This window comes from Pseudoalteromonas gelatinilytica (assembly GCF_001641615.1).
GTDB lineage: Bacteria > Pseudomonadota > Gammaproteobacteria > Enterobacterales > Alteromonadaceae > Pseudoalteromonas > Pseudoalteromonas gelatinilytica.
Genome location: NZ_LRRU01000022.1, coordinates 1 through 23,379, shown reverse-complemented (window position 1 = coordinate 23,379; position 23,379 = coordinate 1). Strand labels below are relative to the sequence as shown.

General features: G+C 41.7%; 26 protein-coding genes, 2 rRNA genes and 1 riboswitch. Of the genes, 8 read left to right on the top strand and 20 right to left on the bottom strand.

Annotated features, from left to right (window positions below; all coding sequences use genetic code 11):
- Positions 1–23 precede the first annotated feature (23 nt).
- From NH153_RS21665 to NH153_RS17365, 4 genes are all read right to left on the bottom strand, one after another.
- On the bottom strand, positions 24–185 hold the full coding sequence (locus NH153_RS21665) for a YqaE/Pmp3 family membrane protein (RefSeq protein WP_082401591.1): 162 nt from the start codon (positions 183–185) through the stop codon (positions 24–26).
- Between the two features lie 160 nt (positions 186–345).
- On the bottom strand, positions 346–1,575 hold the full coding sequence (locus NH153_RS17375) for an ammonium transporter AmtB (protein ID WP_063706260.1): 1,230 nt from the start codon (positions 1,573–1,575) through the stop codon (positions 346–348).
- Positions 1,576–1,584: 9 nt separating this feature from the next.
- The gene (locus NH153_RS17370; RefSeq protein WP_054554260.1) at positions 1,585–1,923 is read right to left on the bottom strand and encodes a P-II family nitrogen regulator; all 339 of its coding nucleotides are present in this window, start codon (positions 1,921–1,923) and stop codon (positions 1,585–1,587) included.
- 181 nt (positions 1,924–2,104) lie between these two features.
- Entirely contained in the window at positions 2,105–3,334 is a 1,230-nt protein-coding gene (locus NH153_RS17365) for a diguanylate cyclase (protein ID WP_063706258.1), read from the bottom strand.
- A gap of 244 nt (positions 3,335–3,578) precedes the next feature.
- Between NH153_RS17365 and NH153_RS17360 the strand changes: the two genes are divergently transcribed.
- The 6 genes from NH153_RS17360 to NH153_RS17335 all read left to right on the top strand — a co-directional run bounded on the left by NH153_RS17360 (position 3,579) and on the right by NH153_RS17335 (position 9,117).
- Positions 3,579–5,096 carry a S10 family peptidase gene (locus NH153_RS17360; protein ID WP_063706256.1) on the top strand — a complete coding sequence of 506 codons (1,518 nt, stop codon included), beginning with the start codon at positions 3,579–3,581 and terminating at the stop codon, positions 5,094–5,096.
- Between the two features lie 117 nt (positions 5,097–5,213).
- Complete coding sequence (locus NH153_RS17355) at positions 5,214–5,780, top strand: hypothetical protein (RefSeq protein ID WP_063706254.1); 567 nt, start codon at positions 5,214–5,216, stop codon at positions 5,778–5,780.
- A gap of 13 nt (positions 5,781–5,793) precedes the next feature.
- The gene (locus NH153_RS17350; RefSeq protein WP_063706251.1) at positions 5,794–6,390 is read left to right on the top strand and encodes a 5-formyltetrahydrofolate cyclo-ligase; all 597 of its coding nucleotides are present in this window, start codon (positions 5,794–5,796) and stop codon (positions 6,388–6,390) included.
- Positions 6,391–6,444: 54 nt separating this feature from the next.
- The gene (rpiA, locus tag NH153_RS17345; protein ID WP_063706249.1) at positions 6,445–7,098 is read left to right on the top strand and encodes a ribose-5-phosphate isomerase RpiA; all 654 of its coding nucleotides are present in this window, start codon (positions 6,445–6,447) and stop codon (positions 7,096–7,098) included.
- A 14-nt stretch (positions 7,099–7,112) separates the two neighbouring features.
- Entirely contained in the window at positions 7,113–8,342 is a 1,230-nt protein-coding gene (gene serA / locus NH153_RS17340; protein WP_063706246.1) for a phosphoglycerate dehydrogenase, read from the top strand.
- A gap of 271 nt (positions 8,343–8,613) precedes the next feature.
- Positions 8,614–9,117, top strand: a complete 504-nt coding sequence (locus NH153_RS17335) for a hypothetical protein (protein WP_063706244.1) — start codon at positions 8,614–8,616, stop codon at positions 9,115–9,117.
- A gap of 228 nt (positions 9,118–9,345) precedes the next feature.
- Here the strand turns inward: NH153_RS17335 and NH153_RS17330 are convergent, their stop codons facing one another.
- From NH153_RS17330 to yaaA, 3 genes are all read right to left on the bottom strand, one after another.
- Positions 9,346–9,603 carry a ribbon-helix-helix domain-containing protein gene (locus NH153_RS17330; protein WP_063706242.1) on the bottom strand — a complete coding sequence of 86 codons (258 nt, stop codon included), beginning with the start codon at positions 9,601–9,603 and terminating at the stop codon, positions 9,346–9,348.
- 161 nt (positions 9,604–9,764) lie between these two features.
- On the bottom strand, positions 9,765–10,700 hold the full coding sequence (locus NH153_RS17325; RefSeq protein WP_063706240.1) for a mechanosensitive ion channel family protein: 936 nt from the start codon (positions 10,698–10,700) through the stop codon (positions 9,765–9,767).
- A gap of 118 nt (positions 10,701–10,818) precedes the next feature.
- Positions 10,819–11,598 (bottom strand): peroxide stress protein YaaA, encoded by a 780-nt coding sequence (gene yaaA, locus NH153_RS17320; RefSeq protein WP_063706238.1) that lies wholly within the window; start codon positions 11,596–11,598, stop codon positions 10,819–10,821.
- 221 nt (positions 11,599–11,819) lie between these two features.
- On the opposite strand from yaaA, the gene tal reads away from it, so the two are divergent.
- Positions 11,820–12,770, top strand: a complete 951-nt coding sequence (gene tal / locus NH153_RS17315; protein WP_063706236.1) for a transaldolase — start codon at positions 11,820–11,822, stop codon at positions 12,768–12,770.
- 187 nt (positions 12,771–12,957) lie between these two features.
- Complete coding sequence (locus tag NH153_RS17310; RefSeq protein WP_063706234.1) at positions 12,958–13,146, top strand: DUF3545 family protein; 189 nt, start codon at positions 12,958–12,960, stop codon at positions 13,144–13,146.
- A 32-nt stretch (positions 13,147–13,178) separates the two neighbouring features.
- Here the strand turns inward: NH153_RS17310 and ung are convergent, their stop codons facing one another.
- The 13 genes from ung to rrf (NH153_RS17245) form a co-directional block, all read right to left on the bottom strand.
- Positions 13,179–13,853, bottom strand: coding sequence for a uracil-DNA glycosylase (ung, locus tag NH153_RS17305; RefSeq protein WP_063706231.1), 675 nt, complete (start codon positions 13,851–13,853; stop codon positions 13,179–13,181).
- Positions 13,850–14,707, bottom strand: coding sequence for a cobalamin-binding protein (locus NH153_RS17300; protein ID WP_063706229.1), 858 nt, complete (start codon positions 14,705–14,707; stop codon positions 13,850–13,852). The genes ung and NH153_RS17300 overlap by 4 nt, the downstream gene beginning before the upstream one ends.
- A gap of 1 nt (position 14,708) precedes the next feature.
- The gene (gene cobO / locus NH153_RS17295; protein WP_054562333.1) at positions 14,709–15,308 is read right to left on the bottom strand and encodes a cob(I)yrinic acid a,c-diamide adenosyltransferase; all 600 of its coding nucleotides are present in this window, start codon (positions 15,306–15,308) and stop codon (positions 14,709–14,711) included.
- 9 nt (positions 15,309–15,317) lie between these two features.
- Positions 15,318–16,802 carry a cobyric acid synthase gene (locus NH153_RS17290; RefSeq protein ID WP_063706227.1) on the bottom strand — a complete coding sequence of 495 codons (1,485 nt, stop codon included), beginning with the start codon at positions 16,800–16,802 and terminating at the stop codon, positions 15,318–15,320.
- Positions 16,802–17,329 (bottom strand): bifunctional adenosylcobinamide kinase/adenosylcobinamide-phosphate guanylyltransferase, encoded by a 528-nt coding sequence (cobU, locus tag NH153_RS17285; protein ID WP_063707175.1) that lies wholly within the window; start codon positions 17,327–17,329, stop codon positions 16,802–16,804. The genes NH153_RS17290 and cobU overlap by 1 nt, the downstream gene beginning before the upstream one ends.
- Positions 17,326–18,132, bottom strand: coding sequence for an adenosylcobinamide-GDP ribazoletransferase (locus NH153_RS17280; protein ID WP_063706225.1), 807 nt, complete (start codon positions 18,130–18,132; stop codon positions 17,326–17,328). The genes cobU and NH153_RS17280 overlap by 4 nt, the downstream gene beginning before the upstream one ends.
- A 1-nt stretch (position 18,133) precedes the next feature.
- Entirely contained in the window at positions 18,134–19,195 is a 1,062-nt protein-coding gene (gene cobT / locus NH153_RS17275) for a nicotinate-nucleotide--dimethylbenzimidazole phosphoribosyltransferase (RefSeq protein ID WP_063706223.1), read from the bottom strand.
- A 3-nt stretch (positions 19,196–19,198) separates the two neighbouring features.
- Entirely contained in the window at positions 19,199–20,188 is a 990-nt protein-coding gene (locus NH153_RS17270) for a FecCD family ABC transporter permease (RefSeq protein WP_063706221.1), read from the bottom strand.
- Complete coding sequence (locus tag NH153_RS17265) at positions 20,181–21,011, bottom strand: ABC transporter ATP-binding protein (RefSeq protein ID WP_063706219.1); 831 nt, start codon at positions 21,009–21,011, stop codon at positions 20,181–20,183. Before NH153_RS17265 ends, NH153_RS17270 begins: the two co-directional genes overlap by 8 nt.
- A gap of 103 nt (positions 21,012–21,114) precedes the next feature.
- A riboswitch (cobalamin riboswitch) is annotated at positions 21,115–21,182 on the bottom strand.
- A 60-nt stretch (positions 21,183–21,242) separates the two neighbouring features.
- The gene (locus tag NH153_RS17260) at positions 21,243–21,860 is read right to left on the bottom strand and encodes a histidine phosphatase family protein (protein ID WP_063706216.1); all 618 of its coding nucleotides are present in this window, start codon (positions 21,858–21,860) and stop codon (positions 21,243–21,245) included.
- Positions 21,861–21,944: 84 nt separating this feature from the next.
- The gene (locus NH153_RS17255; protein ID WP_063706214.1) at positions 21,945–22,373 is read right to left on the bottom strand and encodes an FKBP-type peptidyl-prolyl cis-trans isomerase; all 429 of its coding nucleotides are present in this window, start codon (positions 22,371–22,373) and stop codon (positions 21,945–21,947) included.
- A gap of 617 nt (positions 22,374–22,990) precedes the next feature.
- A 5S ribosomal RNA gene (gene rrf, locus NH153_RS17250) occupies positions 22,991–23,105 on the bottom strand.
- Between the two features lie 58 nt (positions 23,106–23,163).
- A 5S ribosomal RNA gene (rrf, locus tag NH153_RS17245) occupies positions 23,164–23,278 on the bottom strand.
- Positions 23,279–23,379 lie beyond the last annotated feature (101 nt).

The following is a 23,379-nucleotide window of genomic DNA, read 5'->3' as shown; positions in this document are numbered from 1 at the left end:
AATTAACAGTCACTTAAACTCGTTTAGCGTGTACACAACCAGAGTGAGTGGATCACAGCAGGTATAAAGAAGATAAAGCATAGAATAATGTTAATCACTAAGTCTTTACCCGCACCCGCTTTTAAAAATACCGCAACAGGCGGTAAAAACAGCGAAATTATTATAAGCAAGAGTTTGTTATCCATCGTTTTTCCTTGTTAGTTTGGAATATTAAGCATAGTCAACAAATAGCTATTTCGCCTATCAGAAAAGGCTTATTTAAATGCAAAAAAGCCCTACCTAAGTAGAGCTTTGATTTGAACACACAATGATATTGTTGTGTGCGTGCAATTGCACGCACTGAGATTAGTTACTGCGAACTGATACAAACTCTGGGTAAGCATCGATACCACAGTCATGTTGATCCATACCGTTTAATTCTTCTTCTTCGGTAACACGGATACCCATGGTATTTTTCAGGATTGCCCACACGATTGATGACGCGATGAACACAAATCCTAAGATACATACTAAGCCAATTAATTGATTAACGAAGGTTGCATCTGAGTTTGAAAGTGGCACTAACATGATACCTAATGCACCACATACACCGTGTACAGAGATAGCACCTACTGGGTCATCGATTTTTGCTTTATCAAGAGCAACGATGCTAAATACAACCAGAGAACCACCTAATAAACCAAGTAAACAAGCAAGTAATGGTGTTGGTGATGCTGGCTCTGCTGTAATGGTTACCAGACCTGCTAATGCACCATTCAGAACCATAGTTAAATCTGCTTTACCCCATAACACTTTACATACAAACAGTGCTGCAATTGCGCCACATGCTGCTGCTGCGTTAGTGTTTAAGAAGATTTTACCTACTGCAGTTGCGTTTTCAGCGTCAGATACAAGTAGTTGAGAACCACCATTGAAACCAAACCAACCCATCCAAAGGATTAATGTACCCAATGTTGCTAACGGTAAGTTAGAACCTGGAATTGGGTAGATTTCACCATTTTTGCCGTATTTACCTTTACGAGCACCTAAGAATAGTACGCCCGCTAGCGCTGCAGCAGCACCTGCGCCATGAACGATGGCAGAACCTGCGAAGTCAACAAAGCCCATTGCTGAAAGGAAGCCTGCGCCCCATGTCCAGTAGCCTTCGATTGGGTAGATAAAACCCGTTAAGATAACGGTAAATACTAAGAATGCCCATAGTTTCATACGCTCAGCAACCGCACCAGATACGATTGACATAGCTGTCGCTACGAACACAACTTGGAAGAAAAAATCAGACTCTAAAGAGTGATTTGCATCAGCAGCTTGAGTGCCAATTAATGCACCAAATGAAGGGATAAAACCACCTTCTGCGTTATCAACATACATGATGTTGTAACCCACTAATAAAAACATAGTGCAGGCAATAGAAAATAGTGCAACGTTTTTAGTTAGAATTTCTGTTGTATTTTTTGCACGAACTAAACCTGCTTCAAGCATAGCGAAACCAGCCGCCATCCACATTACTAAAACACCCGACATCAAAAAGTAAAATGTGTCGAGTGAGAACTTCAACTCTACGATAGTGTTTTCCATAATTCCCCCTTAAATTGCTTCTTCATCAAGTTCGCCAGTACGGATACGAACGATTTGGTCTAGGTCGTAAACAAAAATTTTGCCGTCACCAATTTTGCCTGTTGAAGCAATTTTTGTGATGGTTTCAACAACGCGTTGACAATTTTCGCTACGAGTTGCAATTTCAAGTTTGATCTTTGGAATAAAATCGACTTGGTATTCAGCTCCACGATATAGCTCAGTATGACCACGTTGACGGCCAAAGCCTTTAACGTCGACAACTGTCATCCCCTCAATGCCTAAATCAGCCAATGCTTCACGTACATCATCAAGTTTGAATGGCTTTATTATTGCACTAATCATTTTCATAGTGGCCCCCTTCGGACGCTTATTGTTATCCTGTTGGCTTATACAATCCAACCTTTGTGCCACTATTTTTTATTATTTATTTTCAATAAGTTAAAAAACAAATTTGGTTTTTGCACAAAAAAAATGCACCCTAATGGTGCATTTTTTTAACAATTAACCAGCGCTGGTGCAATTAGCACAACTATAGCTTCACTAAGCAGTTCCGATCTTGCTGTTTAGCTTGGTATAGCGCCTTATCAGCAATGCGCATTGCGGCTGTAAGCGATACTTTTTGGAATTGGGTCATACCAATACTCATGGTTAATGAGTAAGGCTCACCATTAATTGAAAAGGCATGACTCGCTAACTGCTCTCTGAAGGTATTGAGCCTTGATTCGGCCTTAGCTAAATCCATATTATGCAGTACCACAGCAAATTCTTCGCCGCCAATTCTCGCTATGGTGAAGTCATCAAATTTAGTCTTTAAAAATGAAGACACTTGTTTTAGTGCCTGATCACCGGCTTCGTGACCAAACTGGTCGTTCACATTTTTAAAGAAGTCGATATCAAGCAAAGCCAGTACGTTTTCTTGCTCAACATTTTTAAGCAGTTTTTCAGCGTATTGATAAAAATAGCGACGATTATGCAAGCCTGTTAAATGGTCGCGGTATGCGCTTTCTTTTATATCTGCTATTAAAGCAAGCTGCTCCATGGTTTGCATAACGCGGCAATGAAACTCTTCATTCATAAACGGCTTAGTTAAAAAGTCGTTTGCGCCGTATTTAATAAAGCGCGCCGATAACCCATGCTTACCAGCACCTGATAAGCCGATAATTGCTAAGTCATCACGGCCGCGGAAATTACGTACCGCTTTAACTAGCTCAAAACCATCCATCGTTGGCATAGCATAGTCAGTAAGTAATAGCTTGATTTCAGGGTCATCTTTAAGTATTTGGAGTGCTTGCTCACCATCTTGGGCATCACGCACATCAAATAATTGCTTTTCGAGCATTTGCTTCATTAAAGTGCGGCTTAGTACTGAGTCATCCGCTACCAGCGCTTTGCTACCATCGTTTCTAAGTAATTGTGCAACAAGTTTTATCGCATAATGGTAGGAGTCGCGGTTATCTTTAACGACATAATCAACCACTCCCAGCTCTAACATTTGCTGGCGAATGTATTCATCAATCTTTGATGTCAGAACAACGGTCGGGATGTTTTTTGATAAGGTGTATTTAGCTACTTCGCCGTTCATCGCATCAGGTAGCGTTAAATCGACTAAAGCCAAGGTGTAATCGTGCTCTGATATTAAAGAGACGCCCTCTTTTAAAGACCACGCAAAGTCGACAGCCACATCTAAATAGTGAGCAGCGAGGTGACGTAACACTTGCTGTACTACTTTACTGTCTTCAACTACTAATACTCTTTGCATTGCAACTTCTCTTTCTTAAGCACGTGTACACAGATTATAAACACGCTAAATATACGTCATTTTTTAATCTAGCTAAATAATTAAGCAAAATATCTTTGCTAAAAAAATGCACTTTTTTGTAATCCGCTCAGCATTTTCGGCTATTTTTCTGTTTAACGGCTAATATTGGTCACTAGTCTCATTAGTTTGTCATCGAGTTGGCTTTACTTTTTAATAGCTGCAATTCGAATAATAAGGAATCAACATGAAACTAGTTAGTTTTATTGGCTTGTCAGTGACAGCACTAACTCTGACCTTCAGCACACCAAGCTTTGCTGATAATGAACGTCGCATCGACGTAGACAGTAAAGTGGTTACTGAGCACAAAGCCCGCATTAATGGTGAACGCTTTTCATACACCGCAACCACTGGCACTCAACCAGTATGGGACGAGCAAGGCAATGCTGTCGCAACACTGCAATATACTTATTATACTCGCGATAAAGTAGACGACAGAACAAAACGTCCTCTTGTATTCTCGTTCAACGGCGGCCCTGGCTCTGCCTCTGTGTGGATGCACCTTGCTTATACTGGACCACGTGTATTAAAAATTGATGACGAGGGCTACCCAGTTCAACCTTATGGTGTAAAAGATAACCCTTATTCAATTTTAGATGTGGCTGATATCGTTTATATCAACCCTGTTAATACTGGTTACTCGCGCGTTCTTGAAAACGAGAAGGGTGAACTACCAAGTAAATCCGACCAGCAAAAAATGTTCTTTGGTGTTAACGCAGACATCAAATACTTAGCAGAGTGGCTAAATACCTTTGTTTCGCGCAACGAGCGCTGGCGCTCACCTAAGTTCTTAATTGGTGAGAGCTATGGTACGACTCGTGTTTCGGGTCTTGCTCACGAATTACAAAACCGTCAGTGGATGTATATCAATGGCGTTATTTTAGTATCACCAACTGAAATTGGTATTAAACGTGAGGGCCCTGTAGAAGCTGCAAACCGCTTACCTTACTTTGCGGCAACGGCTTGGTACCACAAAGCACTTAGCGCAGACTTACAAGCAAAAGACTTAGACGAGTTACTTCCTGAAGTTGAACAATTCACAGTGAATAAGTTCTTACCAGCGATTGCTAAAGGTGGTTTCTTACCTGCAGATGAAAAACAAGCCATCATCAAGCAAGCAGCTAAATACGCGGGTTTATCTGAAAAGTTTGTTGAGCAAAACAACTTAGATATTCCAACAAACTTCTTCTGGAAAGAACTATTACGTGAGCGTGGTCAAACGGTTGGTCGTTTAGATTCTCGTTACCTAGGTATCGACAAACGTGATGCAGGTGAGTCTCCTGATTACTGGGCTGAGCTTACGTCATGGTTACACTCATTCACGCCTGCAATTAACTATTACCTTCGTGAAGAGCTTAATTACAAAACAGATATCAAATATAACCTGTTCGGAAATGTGCACCCTTGGGATCGCACAGGCAACAATACTGGTGAAAACTTACGTTTAGCGATGGCACAAAACCCATACTTAAACGTGATGATCCAGTCTGGTTACTACGACGGTGCAACAAACTACTTTGATGCTAAATACACAATGTGGCAGTTAGACCCAAGTGGCAAAATGAAAGACCGCTTAAGCTTTAAAGGCTATCGCAGTGGTCACATGATGTATTTACGTCATGCAGATCTTGAGTCATCAAACAATGACTTACGTGATTTTATCCTTAAATCACTCCCAGTCGAAGGCAAAGCTGCTAAATACTAACCAGCGTATTTGCAAACCAAAATAGAAAAAGCCCGTTTTATACGGGCTTTTGTTTTTCCGCTAATCTTTTTGGGTATATACTCAAGTCATTGATTTAAGGATTTGGATAATCAGCTAATGGCAGAAAAATTTCGTGTAATGTTTGCAGGGCTTGAGGCCGGTGTTGAGCAAGCACAAGCAACAGAGCAACTAGCCGCAAAACTAAAAACAACCACTGACAAAGTCGCTGCCCTGTTTGAGCATAAGCCATTATTTGCACCAAGCGAGCAAGACAAAGCATTAAAGCAAGCTAAGTTATTAGCCAGTGTAGGTATTAAAGCCAAGCTCCAACCAATTAATCAAGCAGCCACCAGCACGCAATCAACAGATGCGGCAGCACAAACCAAAGAGCGTGAAGAACGCATTTTTGATGCGCTTGATTACATCACCAGTAGCCTTATTCGCCTAGAAGAAAAGCTAGATGACTTAGAGCAACGTTTACCTGAACTTGAGAACAACAGCGTTGTTGATAGCGACGATAGCTGGCAAGAAGATGATCTACTGCTTGAAGAAGAATTAACAGAGCCCGTTAAAAAGCGTTCAAACACCCTACTCTATTCGCTTATTGCGATGGTCATTGTGCTATTGATCATTTTAGGTGTGGTGGAACTTTTTCCTGAACTTTTCTCCTTTTTAGAAAGTTAATACTAATATTGACATGAGCAACACACGAGCAGAAATTAGACAATCCATTCGAAAAAAGCGCAATTCACTGACTGTAGAACAACAAAAAAATGCAGCAATTGCGCTGAAAATGAATTTTACTCAACACTTAAAATCACTAAAAACCACCAAAAATGCCCACATAGGCATTTATTTTAGTAATGACGGAGAATTAGACACCTCATTGTTAATTAAAGAATTATGGATGCAAAAACAGCATTTATACTTACCTATAATTCACCCCTTCAATGGCACAACTTTATACTTTCAGAGGTATGAAGAAAATTCACCCATGACTGCAAATCGCTATGGTATCTTGGAGCCCAAGTTAAATTGCAGTCAAATATGTCCTTTAGACAAGCTTGATATTTTACTTATGCCGTTAGTGGCATTTGATGATCAAGGTAACCGTTTAGGAATGGGCGGTGGGTTTTATGACAAAACGTTGGCTCGGTATTACCTAGAGAATTGGCAAAAACCAATTTTGATTGGTCTTGCCCATCAATGTCAGCATGTGCCGGCATTGCCGATTGAATCATGGGATGTACCGTTAAAACACATTATAACCCCAGAGAAAATCTACCAATGGTAAGCAAACTGTTTGTATACTATAGGCCTTCTCTGACAGCTAACTGAGCACATAATTATGACGCAAGATGAATTAAAAAAAGCCGCTGCCTGGGCAGCTCTCGAGTTTGTAAACAAAAATACCATTGTTGGTGTAGGTACAGGCTCTACAGTAAATCATTTTATTGATGCACTGGGTACTGTAAAAGACACCATTATTGGTGCGGTTTCAAGCTCTGAAGCTTCGACAGAAAAGTTAAAAGCACTGGGTATTGAAGTGTTTGAGCTAAACGAAGTATCAAGTCTTGATGTGTATGTTGATGGCGCAGACGAAATCAACCCACACAATGAAATGATCAAAGGCGGTGGCGCTGCGCTAACTCGTGAAAAAATCGTTTCTGCAGTAGCAAAGCAATTTGTATGTATTGTTGATGAATCAAAAGAAGTTACAACATTAGGCGCATTTCCACTTCCTGTTGAAGTGATCCCAATGGCACGCAGCTATGTAGCGCGTGAACTTGTTAAACTTGGCGGTGACCCTGTTTACCGCGAAGGTGTTGTAACAGATAACGGTAACGTCATCTTAGACGTACATAATTTAGATATCAGCAATGCCAAAGAATTAGAGCTAACAATCAACCAGATTGTTGGTGTAGTAACAAACGGCTTATTTGCCCATCGCGGTGCAGATAAAGTCATTATCGGCACCAAAAATGGGCCGCAAATAAAGTAAATAGGAATGAGGATATGAGTAAGGTATCGTTAGCAAAAGACAAAATTAAAATTCTCTTGCTGGAAGGCGTGCACCAAAGTGCTGTAGAAACGCTTAAGCGTAATGGCTACAGCAATATTGATTACGTAAAAACATCCTTACCTGAAGACGAGCTAATTGAGCGCATTAAAGATGTGCACTTTGTAGGCCTTCGTTCTCGCACTCATATTAATGAAGCGGTATTAGAAGCAGCTGAAAAGCTAGTCGCAATCGGCTGCTTCTGTATCGGTACTAACCAAGTCGACCTGCAAGGTGCCCGTGAACGTGGTATTGCGGTATTTAACGCGCCATTCTCAAACACCCGCTCTGTTGCAGAATTAGTACTTGGTGAAATCTTATTACTGCTTCGTGGTATTCCAGAGCGTAATGCCCTAGCACACCGCGGTGGTTGGTTAAAATCAGCCAATGGTTCATTCGAAGCCCGTGGTAAAACACTCGGCATTATTGGTTACGGCCACATTGGTACACAGCTAGGTATCATGGCTGAAAATATCGGTATGAACGTAGAGTTTTACGATATTGAAGACAAGCTAACACTAGGTAATGCAACGCAAGTTCATAACCTAACTCAGTTATTACAACGTGCTGATGTTATTAGCTTACATGTTCCTGAAACGCCGCAAACGAAAAACCTAATCGGTATGGCTGAGCTTGAAGTAATGAAGCAAGGCGCTATTTTAATTAACGCATCTCGCGGTACCGTTGTTGATATCGATGCACTAGCTGAATCACTCCGTGAGAAAAAGCTGAGCGGCGCTGCAATTGACGTATTCCCTGTAGAGCCAAAATCTAATGATGAAGAGTTTGTTTCTCCTCTACGTGGTTTTGATAACGTGATTTTGACGCCACACATTGGTGGTTCAACTCAAGAAGCACAAGAAAATATCGGTATTGAAGTAGCGGGTAAACTTGCTAAGTACTCAGATAATGGTTCAACCATTACTGCGGTTAACTTCCCTGAAGTATCACTACCTGAGCTTGCAAACCGTAGCCGTTTATTACACGTACACCACAACCGCCCGGGTATCCTAACGCAAATTAACCAAGCGTTTGCACAGCACGGTATCAACATCGCAGCTCAATACTTACAAACTGACGAAGCAATTGGTTACGTAGTTATTGATGTCGATACAGATCACTCAGAAGTGGCACTTAAAGAACTAAGTGCTGTTGAAGGTACAATTAGAGCCCGTATCCTTCACTAATAATTCGCATATCGAATAGATAAAAAAGCGCAAACAGTTAAACTGGTTGCGCTTTTTTTGTAGGACAAAACTTTAACAAAGCTGTAAGCCTCAAGCTGTCAGCGATAAGCCGATTTGAGCATACCTGTTTTTAGGGTGCAATACTTTATTATAGGCGTGAAATTTATTTCGCGTTAAGATTAGTTGAGTAAAAAATATTTTATTGACGGAACAACCTCTCCTTTTTATACAGCTATTTGGGAGGCTTTTTAATTCGAGTAAAGGAATTAGTATGAAAAAATTATTTTTAATTACTGTCAGCATAATTACTTCTCTTGTGGGTTGTAAATCAACTAGTACAGAAACCTATGTTGATCCAATGACAGGAAAAAGTCATAAAGAAGTTTACTGGCAAATTTATGATAGCAATGCCCGCTTTGAGGGAGATTCTACATTTACCCCCGCATACAGGTTTACAAGAGCAGTAATTGAAGATGATGGAACTGTTAAGCTCTGGGTACAATGGGAAGGGATTGAAAATTTAGATGGCTTTGAAATAAAACTGGATGGTAATAGATTCTACGGAAAACCAAGCGGGGTAACTAACTGGAACGGTAATACTTCTACACGTATGTTTATAATGCCTTGTAATGCTTTTAATATGACTGATAACGTTATCACTAGATTAACTACAATGAATGGGTATGTAGATAGTATCTATAACATTGAAAATCAAAGAGATGATATACCCACAAAACGTGAGATCTTACAAAGAGTTTATAAGGAATGTAAATAGCTACAACATGAAAGTTGTAATAGATAATTTTTCAGTGTTCCAGACGTGAAAGCATGGAATGCAAAGAGGATATTATCGGCAGAGGCGTTGGGCAAAACTGTGCAACATCCAAAATATTGAGAGCGCTCACTTATTCATTCTGCCTAGAAAGCTATCGTTGTTATTGCTTAAAAATTAGGTATTGCAGCAATAATCACTGAGTAAGAAGCTTCGGCTTGAATATTAAGTTTATAACTTCCCATCCTTACTCGCTTCTTCCTTGAAACTAGCTAACATTTGACTTGGTGATTTATCTGAAAGTCCACTTTTCTCTGCTTCAATCAATTTCATACGAATAGCTTCAATTTCAGAAGCTCGCATTTGCTCTTTTCTAATCAAATCTCTAAGTAACTCACTGTCACTCGCATAATTACCTGAAGCGAGCTGTGCTTGCATCCATTTTTCTTGTTGGGCAGTCACAGTGATACTTTTTTTTACCATCGCCATAATTTACTCATCTTAAACAGATCAAATCCAGATATAATCCTACTTAGTACTACTACAATCAAGCTTAGCTTATTGGTGCTAGTAATCAACTATACCTTTTACTTGGCTTCCCCCCCCTCAAACACTTCCCTGTGTAAATCACGCCGATGAGTCAGTAAATTTTACTCACCAGTCGCTTGTGCTTCTACGTCTTTATCTTGGTGTTTTTCGCTTATCATGGCATTTAATTTCTCGCCGCCTTTGATACCAAAATCTAATGTGCGGATTGGGAATGGGATGGTCATGTCAGCTTCGCTTAGCGCGTTTCTTACTGCCACAACAGCCTTGTGACGAACGGTCATGAAATCCGCTTCGCCGGGATATTTAATCCAAAACCAAACCAATAAGTTGACACTGCTATCACCAAAGCTTTCGGCGTATACGGCGGTTTCTTCTTGTTTAATAACAAAATCAAACTCATTGATTTTTTTAACAATCACCTCAGCGGCTTGCTCGGGGTCGTCGGCATACGAAATACCCACAGGCACCTCGATACGACGCACACCTAAGGTGCTGTAGTTGCTGAGTATATTTCTAAATAGAATCTTGTTAGGCACTAAGATGAGTTGTCCATAAAAATTCTCAATGAGGGTATTTCGAAGGTTAATCGCCTTAACGGTACCAAACACGCTCTCGGTGCGGATTACATCTCCTGTTTTGAATGGTTTGCGAATCCCCATAGCAATACCCGCTATAAGATTCTCTGTCATATCCTGAAAGGCAAAACCAATAGCGAGGCCTACGATACCCGCACCGGCTAGTAATGAGGTGACCGTGCCTCTGAGGCCCAAGAAATCAAGGGCTACAAATAAACCTACGCATAACACGATAACCTTCACTATCGATGACATTAAGTCGGCGATTTGTGAAGACTCTAATGAACGTCGTAATAGTTTTCTGAGCATTGAACCGACAAGACGCGCCAGCAATGAAAATACAATGGTGATGATCACTGCGACAATGAAATTTGGAATATGGCTTATGATGATATCAACCCAGCCACCGAGCTTTTCTTCTATAAGTTTTTCGGCCTCACCGACGGTTGGTATTTTTAACATGCGACTACCTGATACATTAAGAAACATAACAAGTGTTTTGCAAAATAAGCGCCAGTTTCATACAAGCACAAAAAAGCCGTGCTTAGCACGGCTTTAACAAATTCTTTTAAACTCAGAATTAGTTTTGTTCTTCTCGTAAGAAAACAGGCTCTAATTCTTTTACTGTTGCATCGCTGCTAAAATAATAACCCGCAACGGTGAAATCTTTTAAATCACTTAATTGGGTAATTTTATTTTCAATGATGTAACGCGCCATCATGCCGCGAGCTTTTTTAGCATAAAAGCTGATCACTTTATATTGGCCGTTTTTACAGTCTTTAAAATGTGGGGTGATGATTTGTGCGTTTAATGCTTTTTTATCAACCGCTTTAAAATATTCGTTCGAAGCAAGGTTTACTAAATACTTGCTATCTTGCTCAGCAAGCACTGTATTAAGCTTTTCGGCGATGACACTGCCCCAAAACTGATATAAGTTTTTACCGCGTGGGTTTTCTAATTTAGTGCCCATCTCAAGGCGATAAGCTTGCATTAAATCTAATGGCTTAAGCACACCATAAAGGCCAGACAAAATACGTAAGTTTGACTGTGCGTAATCAAGGTCAGCATCGCTAAGAGTTTGCGCTTCTAAACCACCGTATACGTCACCATTAAATGCTAGCACCGCTTGTTTTGCATTATCTTGCGTAAATGGCTGTGACCACTCAGCGAATCGTGCTGCATTTAAACCAGCTAGTTTATCGCTGATTTTCATTAGGCTACCAATTTGAGCTGGTGTTAAATCACGGCAAACTGACATTAACTCTTCGCTGTGCTCGAGTAATTCAGGTTGAGTGAATTTATCGGTCGTGGCTGGTGTTTCGTAATCTAAATTTTTTGCTGGTGAAATAACAGTGATCATACTTAGCTATTGACTTGTAATTTGTTTGATGTCAATTTCAACATTAATTGAATCAAAATGCACGTTTTGTTTCGTCCTGCCTTAATCCGCTGCACTTTCATACATAATGCCTTAGTTTTCCAAATTGAGGACATTTGACCTATTAAACACTGTCATAGTGTTGCAGCATTAAGGCCGCTATAATGGATTTTCTATTAACTTGCTTGGAATGAGGAAAGCAAATGACTTCAGCACTACAAAGGCTTAAACAACATTCATCTATTGTTGCAGATACAGGTGATATCGAAGCTATCAAAAAGCACCAACCAGAAGATGCAACAACAAACCCATCTCTACTTTTAAAAGCCAGTGAAATTGAAGCGTATAAGCCTTATTTAGATAAAGCGTGGCAATATGCCAAAGAAACCGAGCAAGATGCAGCTAAACAACTTGAATTAGCATGTGATTACTTTGCTGTATTAATTGGTAAAGAAATTAGCGAAATCGTTCCGGGTTATATCTCAACAGAAGTTGACGCACGTTTATCATTTGATACCCAAGCGACTATCGACAAAGCACATACGTTACTGAGCCTTTACGAAAAAGAAGGCGTTAGCAAAGATAAAATCCTAATCAAAGTTGCATCAACTTGGGAAGGCATCAAAGCTGCAGAACAGCTTGAAAAAGAAGGCACTAAGTGTAACTTAACGCTGTTATTCTCTGAAGCACAAACTCGCGCATGTGCCGATGCGAATGTATTTTTAATTTCACCTTTTGTTGGCCGTATCCTAGACTGGCACGTTGCTAACGGCATGGAAAAACCAACAGATCCGCTAAACGATCCTGGTGTGCAGTCAGTACGTAGCATTTACGAATTCTACAAACGCCATGATTACAAAACGGTTGTTATGGGTGCAAGCTTCCGTAACACAGGCGAAATCATCGCGCTTACAGGTTGTGATAAGCTAACGATTAGCCCAGCACTTTTAGAAGAGCTTGGCCAATTAACAGATGCACAAGAATACCTACTAGAGAGCGACTTTACTGTTGAAGAAAAACCAGCACCATTAACTGAAAGCCAGTTCCGTTGGTTACACAACCAAGATGCTATGGCAACAGAGAAATTAGCTGAAGGTATCCGCTCTTTTGCTGAAGCTCAAATTGAATTAGAAGCTCGCTTCAAAGCGATGTAATTCACACGACATCATTTTTTAAAACGCCACCGCTAGGTGGCGTTTTTGTTTCTAAAAAATCTCCGCTCATTGATCTATTCATCTATCAATCACAGTTCTGTAACAGTATTGTCACTTTTTTATTCTATTTTTGAGCAGCCTGTGGTATAGGTATTTCCGAGGTTAAAAAAATCAATAGGAGAAGTTCATGGATAGCCTAGACGATATTTTAGAAATATTAGAAGGTCCTAGTACAACAAGAAAGACCTCTCAAAAAAACAAAAAAAGAAAATGGCGCGAAATCGAAGCTTTGAAAGATAAGCACAGACTTCGCAAAGAACTACAGGAGTTAGACTATTTCACTGAAAGCATTGAGCTTGATGAATTAGATTTTTAATTAAAGGCCCGTAAGGGCCTTTTGCATTTTTTCTATAGAATTTGTGGCAATGACCAATTGATTGGTGCTTTATTTTGATCAGTAAGTAGCTGGTTTGTCTTTGAAAAATGCTGACAACCAAAAAAGCCACGATGTGCAGAAAGCGGTGATGGATGCGGACCTTGGATCACATGATGACGCGAGGTATCAATGCGCTTACCCTTTTTCTGAGCATGTGCGCCCCAGAGCACAAACACCACACCGTCGCAGTGCTGATTGATAAGCGCAATCACTGCATCGGTAAATTGCTCCCAACCAAGGTGTTTATGAGAATTAGCCTGACCTTGCTCAACCGTTAGTACAGTGTTGAGTAAAAACACGCCTTGCTCAGCCCAACTTTGCAAATAGCCATGATGAGGTATCTCAAAACCTTCGATATCTGTTGCCAGTTCTTTGTACATGTTTTTCAAAGACGGCGGCAGCTTTTTAACTTCAGGCAATACCGAAAAACACAAGCCATGGGCTTGGCCTTCTCCGTGATAAGGATCTTGCCCTAAAATAACCACTTTGACTTCACTCAGAGGGGTGGCATCAAAAGCAGAGAATACCTGTTCATCTTTGGGATAAACGCTAACGCCTGCTGCGCGTCTATCGGCCACATATTGTAAGGTTTCTTGCATGTAGGGTTTAGCAAGCTCGGTATCTAGAAATGTTTGCCAATCGATCATTTTGAAGCCTGTATTTGCTGACGAGAAACGTCTATTTTACCACACATGTCGGTCAAACCATCAAGCATACGGGTTGTAAAACGGTGCAATAAGTCTGCGTTTACACTAATAAACTGGTTATGCTGCACCGCAGGTAGTTCAGGCCATTGTCGCCAATCAATTTTTGGCTGAGGCTTTTTCGATTTTTCATCTGGAATAATCACTACCTCTGGATTGGCAACCAATACATTTTCAATACTAATGCGCGGGTAGTCGGTATCGCTATTAGCAAACACATTATCCGCATGACAAATAGTTAATAGCTGATTGATCCAAGTGTTTCCGCCAACTGTCATCATTGGCTCAGGCCATAATTGATAAAACACCGAGACTTTCGGTTTGCCTTCTTGCGCTCTGCGAATAGCATTGAGTTTAGTTTCAAACTCTTTAGCTACTTTATTTGCCTTGGTTTGCAAATGCGTAAGCGTGCCTAGTTTACGTAGTTCATCAGCCACATTATCAACCTGATTTGGATTGCTATACGCTACCGGAATACCTAATTTTTCAATGTAAGCGAGATCTTCGGCTTTGTTACCCGTTTTCCAAGCCAGAACTAAGTCTGGTTTTAACGACAACAGCTTTTCCATGTTAATTCCGTAATAGCCGCCTACTCGTTCGATATCATTCGCTTGCTGAGGAAAGTCTGCATAGTCAACGGTACCGACAATGCGCTCTCCTGCTCCAATCGCAAATAGGTTTTCAACAATGTGCGGTGCTAAGGCTACGATACGCTGCGGCTCTTTAATTTCATGAGCCTGAGCCAATGCAGGCAAATAAAATAAAACACCTAAGAGTGCAAACTTGATGGTTCTCATGTTAAAAATCGAACCCTTTTTGCGCTTTTATTCCTGCATCAAAAGCGTGTTTTACGTTTCTGACTTCACTGACTGTATCAGCTAAGTCGGTTAGTTTACGGTGCGCACCACGACCTGTAATAATCACCGATTGCATAGCAGGACGAGAGCTAACGGCTTCTAGCACTTCGTCTAAATCAATATAGCCGTAGGTGATCATATAGGTTATTTCATCTAGCATAACGAGGTTAATTGACTCATCCTTCAGCATTCTTTTTGCTTCTTGCCATGTCACTTGCGCAGCAGCGGTATCTGACTCTTTGTTTTGTGTTTCCCAAGTAAAACCGGTGTTCATAATAACAAATTCAACCCCCGCTTTTTCGAGTAGGTTGCGTTCACCACACTCCCATGTGCCTTTAATAAACTGACATACAGCTGCTTTCATTCCGTGACCTACCGCACGTGCAACAGTACCAAACCCAGAAGTCGATTTCCCTTTACCGTTGCCAGTTATAACCTGAAAAATACCCTGCTCTTTTTGTGCAGCAGCAATCCGTTCGTCGACTTTTTCTTTTACTTTTTGCTGGCGTTGTTGGTGCTTATCTTGATTCTGTTCGCTCATTGTTGTTCCTTATGTCTCTAAACTGAAGTTCTCATAAATATTGATGATTTGTTCAATATCGAGATTCTCTGCTACTACACTAGCTAAACGGTTTAACTGCTGTTCACGGTTTAAGTTAATATCAATCGGCTTAATTTGGCTATTTGGTGCAAGCCAAGTTATTAGCTCAGATACGCCTTCAGGGGTATCGAACAAGCCATGTAAGTAAGTACCTGCTACTTGGTTATCATCACTAATAAAACCATCTACTTTGAATCCACTTGGGTGTTCATTAAAACTCAAAAATGGCTTATCAAGTGCCGGCCCTTGACTAATCCCGGCGTGAATTTCATAACCTGAAATTGCTTTATCGCGATTGTTTAAATGAAGAATGCCAGAGACTTGGCTTAGTACTTTTTGTTGCCCTAATTGCGTTTCAAAGTCAGCAAGTCCGAGTCCTTCAGCACTGCCTAAATTAGACTCCACAGCATATGGATCTGCAAGGTAGTTGCCTAACATCTGCAGCCCACCACATACTCCTAGCACTTTACCGCCATAGCGTAAATGACGTGTTATTTGTTTATGCCAACCTTCATTTTTTAAAAACGCTAAATCGCTCAGTACATTTTTACTGCCCGGAATAATAATCAGATCAACACTTGGAATAGCCTGGGTATGACGTACATACTGTAAATCGATTTCGGGTTGTAATCGCAGTGCATCAAAGTCTGTGTGATTACTAATATGAGGAAGTAGCAGCACTGCTATGCGTAATTGTGGTTTATCGATCTGATTAGTTATAGCAACGGCATCTTCAGCATCGAGTGCTAAGTCATGTAAATAAGGTAGCACCCCAAGCACTGGTTTATTGGTGTATTGCTCTAACCAATCAAGGCCACCTTGCAATAACGCAATATCCCCCCGAAAACGATTAATTACAAAGCCTTTAACGCGAGCCTGCTCTGACTCAGACAACAAGGCTAATGTTCCGACTAAATGGGCAAAAACGCCGCCTTTATCGATATCGGCAATGATGATCACTGGGCAATCAACCGCCTCAGCGTAACCCATATTAGCAATGTCGTTTTCTCGCAGGTTAATTTCTGCGGGGCTCCCAGCACCTTCCACAACCAGTAATTCAAAACGCTCACTTAAGCGCTGCTGCGAAGTAAGAACTGCATCCATCGCCACTTTTTTGTAGTCGTGATAACTGCCCGCTTCCATATTCGACAGCGCTTTACCATGAACGATTACCTGCGCCCCAGTATCACTGTTAGGTTTTAATAAGATAGGGTTAAAATCGACTTCTGCGGGGACTTTTGCGGCCACAGCTTGCAAAGCTTGTGCGCGACCTATCTCGCCACCATCTGCGGTTACGGCGCTATTTAGCGCCATATTTTGTGGCTTAAAGGGCGCAACCTTTATGCCTCGCTCTGCAAAGATCCGGCAAAGTGCTGCTACAAGGGTACTTTTACCTGCATCTGAGGTCGTGCCTTGCACCATTAATGTTTTCATCATTGTTCTCTTTTTAAAGTTTGTGCAAGACCTGCAATTACAAACTCAACACGTGCAACTTGCTGTGCTAAGGCTTGATGCAACCAACCTGAATGATCAACAAACTGACGGCTTAATTCACCGAGCGGCACAATGCCATGACCGACTTCATTGCTGACAAAAATCACCTCACCCGGCAATAGCGATAGCACATCGAGTAAGGCCGCTTTTTGCTCAAGCCAAAATGCTTCACCATGCTGGCATAAGCAATTACTCAACCATAAGGTTAAACAGTCCACTAGAATACAGTTTTCAGCTCGGCTATGTTGTTGTAGTGCTTTAGCCAAATACAAAGGCTCTTCGACAAGTTGCCAATGCTTAGCGCGCTCTGCTTGATGCCTGTTAATTCGGGCTGTCATTTCTTCATCACCCGCATTTGCTGTGGCAATGTAGATAAGCGGCTTGTTTGAATCTGTTGCCAGCTGCTCAGCAAAACGGCTTTTACCGCTGCGAGCACCGCCTAAAATTAAAGTATGTTGTTGGCTCATAATAAACTCACCAAGCAAAGGTAAGTAACAAGCTCAGATACTTGCTGGGCTGCTCCTAAGCAATCGCCGGTGTAGCCTGATAGCTGTTTTTCAAACCAGCGCTTCAATAGTAAGCGAGTAACACAAAGCACACTGATGAGTATTAATAATTGCCCTAAAGTGAAGCCAAAAAACAACCATGCAATTGCTAACACCGCACCGCCTGTTGCTAACAGTATTTGATAACTTTGCGTGCTTAAATGCATCGCAATTGGTTTTACTTTAGATGTGGCGTCCTGACTTACATAGTCCATGTCTGCAATTAAACTTGTTGCGACAACCCGACTTAAGCTTTGCCCTAAAACAAGTGCAATAATCACAGTACTGGTTACTTCACTAAGTGCTACAAGTGTTTGGTACTTAATTAATAAGGCCATCACAAGCGCTGCAGCACCATAGGTACCTAAGCGACTGTCTTTCATAATGCTCAGCTTATCTGCAACGTGCCAACCACCACCAAAGCCATCCCAGACATCAGCAAGGCCATCTTCATGAAATGCCCCTGTGATTATCAAGCTAAACGCCATAACTAACGCGACTGCAATGGCAGCAGGGAATAACCAACTTAACAGTAAAAAACTCAACGCTAAAAGTGCACCTAATATCACACCGACCAATGCAAAATAGCGGCTGGCCTGATTGAGTGCCTGACTCGATACTGCAAAGTTTAATTTAACGGGGATACGCGTTAAAAAACTAAGCGCTAGCAAAAATAGCTGAAGCTGACTTGGGATAGAATCAGAAGTGTGTTGTTCAGCGCTCATATCAGACAACTTGCTCAACATTGGCATCGGCAAAACTTGCCATGTCATTATAAAACGCCAAAGATGCTTGCAGTAAAGGTAAAGCAAGCGCAGCCCCGGTGCCCTCTCCTAAACGTAAATCAAGCTGCAATAATGGTGCTGCATGCAAGGCATTGAGCATTGCTTTATGCCCTTGTTCATCAGAGGCATGAGCAAATATCATGTAATCGCGAGCGTTTGCATTAATGTGAGTTGCAACAAGTGCCGCTGCAGTACAAATAAAGCCATCCACGATCACGGCCATGCCAAGCTCCGCAGCAGCTAAAATAGCACCGGTGATCTGAACAATTTCAAAACCACCTAATGCCGCAAGCGTCATTAATGGGTCGTCAAAATGAGCTTGATGCAATTGGAGGGCTTGCTCGACAACCTTGATTTTTTTAGCGATAACCTCGTCGCTCACACCTGTGCCTTTACCAACACATTGGCTGACTGGTAACGACAACAAGGCAGCCATTAATGCCGCAGCACTTGTGGTATTGCCAATGCCCATCTCACCAAAGGCGATGGTATTACAGCCTTGCTCATAGAGTGAATGAACTCGCTGCTTGGCTAATGCAAACCCTTTTTCAACCTGGCTAAGTGACATGGCCATTTCTGTATTCAGTGGTGCAGTGATGTCACCTAAACGCTGGTTATGCACACTTTTATCGTGTGAAGTACTGAGTGTTCCTGCATCAACAACTTCCAGCTGCCAGCCCAGCTGACGGCAAAACACGTTGATCGCAGCGCCTCCTGCTGCAAAGTTTGCCACCATTTGTGATGTAACGCTGCTAGGAGCAATTGACACACCTTGGCTTGCCACACCATGATCGCCCGCAAATACAATTAGAGAAGGGTTTGAAATAACCGGTTTAAAGGCAACTAGCGCCTGCTCACTATCAAGCTGCTTTGAAAAAATAAGCGTTAATTGTTTGGCACAACTTTCAAGCTGACCTAAAGCGCCTAGCGGCTTTGTTTTAAGGTCTATTTTTTGTTGAATTAAAGCTGAAAATTGCTGATTAAGAGGCATGATATTAAACATTAGCTACCTGCTCTGTTTACGAAAATAAAGTAAGAATAAAAAGAACACACTACCGATAGCGGCTGTGATCACACCAACAGGTAGTTCTTGGTTATTCAATAGGGTTCGGCATAACACATCGACCCACACCATAAAAATGCCACCTACCAAGGATGTCATAACTAAGTTATGGCTGCTGCCTTGCGGCGAAAAGTAGCGCACAATATGTGGGATCATCAGGCCGACAAAACCAACACCCCCACACATAGCAACAAGCACCGCTGTTATTAATGAACTTAGCAGCAGCATCATGATCCGAAAGCGTTGCACATGAATACCCAAAGTCGCTGCACTTTCATCACCGAGCAGCATTGCATTTAGCTGACGACGAAATGCAATCATCAGCGTCATACAGGCAATAATAACGGCAAATGGCAGCCAAAGAGTGTCCCACTGGGCACGAGAAAAACTGCCCATCGTCCAAAACAAAATGGCGGTGATGGCTTGCGGATCGCTAAAATAAAGCAGCAGACTAGTCAGAGCACTAAATAAAAAAGATAAAGCAACACCAGCGAGTAACATGGCTTCAACTTGGCCAACATGACGACGCCCTGCTATAGCAATAAGCAACAGCATAGAAAGTAAGCTTCCGGCAAATGCAGCAACTGACATACTAAAGCCAAAACTCACACCGGTTAGGGCTATAAAACACACCACACCAAATGAAGCCCCAGAAGAAATACCAAACAAGTAAGGGTCAGCAAGCGGGTTTCGGGTTACAGTCTGTAAAATTAGTCCTGCCAGAGCCAGCCCAGATCCCGCTAAAAATGCCAGCACCGTTCTTGGCATACGCAATTGCCAAATAATACGCTGTACAAATTCATCGCTACCTTGACTAAACAAGCCATTAAAAACATCACTCAGTGGCGTATTTGCAGCACCAAAGCTCAGTGCTAAAAAACAACTAATAAGCCCTACGACAACACATATACTTAAACGCATTGCATCAGTCATTTTGATGCTCCTGTGTCTGATAGCCATAAAAATAAGTGATGTGCGGAATAAACTTATCAGTACTTGATTGCGGGTGAGCAGATACCGCTGCGCAGACACCAAATACATCACTCAACAGCTGCTCAGTAAGAACCGCTTTTGGTTGCCCCTGACAAACCAAACACCCCTCATCAATCACGATGAGTTCATCACATAAACTCGCGGCAAGATTTAAGTCATGAAACGAGGCAAGCACAGTCACATCAAGGGACTTTGCTAATTCCATTATTTGAATTTGGTATTTAACATCAAGGTGACTGGTAGGCTCATCCATGATGAGCAACTTAGGTTGTTGTACGATAGAGCGTGCAATAAGCGCTCTTTGCTTTTCGCCACCTGAGAGCGAATCAAATGCTTGCTCACTATGATGAGACAAACCAACCTGCTCTATAGCTTGATATATTCGCTGCTTATCATTGGCAGAAGTGCCGCTGAAAAGTCGCTTATGAGGTGTTAAGCCTAAACTCACTACATCGAACAAAGACAAATTAAACTGCGATGGAGACTCTTGTAAAACCACAGCAACCTGCTTTGCATATTCATCAGCACTGATTTGCCAAATATCTTGACCGCTAAGCAGCACAACCCCTTGCTGAGGTTTCAAGTAACGATAAAGGCAACGCAGCAAGCTTGATTTACCCGCCCCATTAGGGCCGAGTAGACCGATAAATTGCCCTGCTTTTAACTCAAGGTTAATTGATTTAAGTATCGTTTTATTCGCAGTACCCCAACTTAAATCAGACACTGATATTAATGGCGCAGCGCTAAGGCTATTTTGTTGCAAGCTTATTCTCTCTTGGCGAGTAATCGCAACGCACAAGAAAGCACTGGTAAGTACCAGAAAATGACGTGAGTTGACCCGCTCGATGATTAATTGTTAGTGCTAAGTATCTGGCTGACCATTATTTAGATGGATTACAGTTGCGGGAACAGCTGGAGAATTTCACCCCATTCCATAGCATATGAGTATTATGGCGGGCTAAGTAAATAATTCAATGAATATCGCTCTAGATGGCTAAAAAACAATTTTAGGCCAAGCTTGTCCTTGTTCATCTATATATACATCAACTGTAATTAGCCCTGCATAAGGAATATGGAAAACATTTAAATGTGTGGCTGATTGTTTTGGCATCTGACAAACAATAGCGAGAATTTGTTTAATCACCCCAGCATGGCTAATTACCAATGACTGTTCATGCTTAGATTCACACAATGATTGCAAAAACGTGTGCCACCATGCCTCTACCCGAGCGTAAAAGTCTGCCATAGATTCACCATTAGGTACGTTTACTTGCCAAGGGTGCTGCCAAAAATCACCGATATGAGGTTTACTCGTTTGCTGCCAAAGCTGTTGGTAATCTTGGCCATCCCAATCACCAAAATTAAACTCTTTCAGGGCATTATTATACTGTACATGCCATAAGTGTTGTTTTGCTAAATAATCAGCGTGGACTGAGCAACGCTTTAGCGGAGAGCTATATATGGCATTTAAATTTATGAGCTCAGCAGAAGCTTGGCGCATTTGTTTAAGACCAAGCTCTGATAAATCGACATCGATTTGCCCAGAAAGAATTCCAGGCGTAGCGATTTCGCCATGGCGAAGAAAGTAAACTCGTGAAGTAAATGCGTCCATAATGTTCCTCAGTATACCAATAGTGAACGTTAACGCGTTTTATATACTCTGTCGACTTATGCTAAGGCTGTTATGCTCAGAGAGTTAAGCTAAACGCATTAAACGAACATCAAAATGCAGCACTGCATTTGCGCCAATCTTGCCACCGTTACCTTTTTTACCCCAAGCAAGCTCTGGGGGGATCACAAATTCATAACGAGAGCCGATATTCATTAATAGCAACCCTTCTCTTAACCCTTCTATAGCTTCGGATAATGCGAAAACCTCAGGCATACCCGCTTTATAACTGTCGGCAATGACACTGCCATCTGCAAGCATAATACGTTGATTAATAACCACTGTATCGAACTCTGATACGCTCTCTCCTGCAACATCATCAATCACTTTATACATTAAACCCGACGGGCATAGATGCGTATCTGGATGCGATGAGAACTTAGCAATAAATGCTTCACTATTTTTACGATTTAAACCTGAAGAGCCTTTTGACTTGGTCGTTTTCTTACGAGACACAGCAAACCTTAATTGTATTACAAATATAAAACGCTTTATCGCATAACAAGGTAAGTGAAGCAAGTTTGTGAGAGTAAAGTTGCAAGTTAGAGAGGGGAAAGATACGAGTTAGAAAGAGTAAAGTTTGAGGATCTGGCGTAGGTTGGGTAGAGCGCAGCGAAACCCAACACAGAGCTATCAGCTTTCAGCCGTCAGCGTTCAGCCGCACGGTGGGGTTGTTTGGTGCTGCGTCTCCCTCTGCCGGAGGCTTTAGGCTTTAGGCTTTAGGTAAAGTGTGCTTGTAGGATTGGCTTTAGCCATGAATATGTTTGTTCTGGTCTGAATTCGACTGAAGTGCCTCCTACGGGGTTTTGTTGCTGAGGGTGACTCAGTTACATAACAACCCGGTAGATCAACTAACATCTATTATCTGACGTCTGATGTCTCCTGTCTATTCGGCACTGAAGTGCCTCCTACGGGGATGTTGCTGAGGGAGTCTCGGTACTAAACAACCACACAGTTCAACTGACATCTAACCTCTGATATCTCTGTATTTCAGCTGACGTCTGACGGCTGAAAGCTGATAGCTAAAACGAAAAAAGCCCGACTCTTTCGAATCGGGCTTTCTCTAATTTGGATCCTGGCGATGTCCTACTTTCACATGGCAAATGCCACACTATCATCGGCGCTGTTTCGTTTCACTACTGAGTTCGGCATGGGGTCAGGTGGGTCCAAAACGCTATTGTCACCAAGAAAATTCTTTTCAATTTTCTTATTATTTTTAATTTAAAGTCTTGCGACTGAATTTGGAGCCTGGCGATGTCCTACTTTCACATGGCAAATGCCACACTATCATCGGCGCTGTTTCGTTTCACTACTGAGTTCGGCATGGGGTCAGGTGGGTCCAAAACGCTATTGTCACCAAGCAAATTTGGTTTTAATTCGCTCATCAGAGCAAATTAATAAATTCGGAATTCTGATATCAAGTAAATGTCTACTTTAGTGTCTTAACTTCTGTCTGTTACGC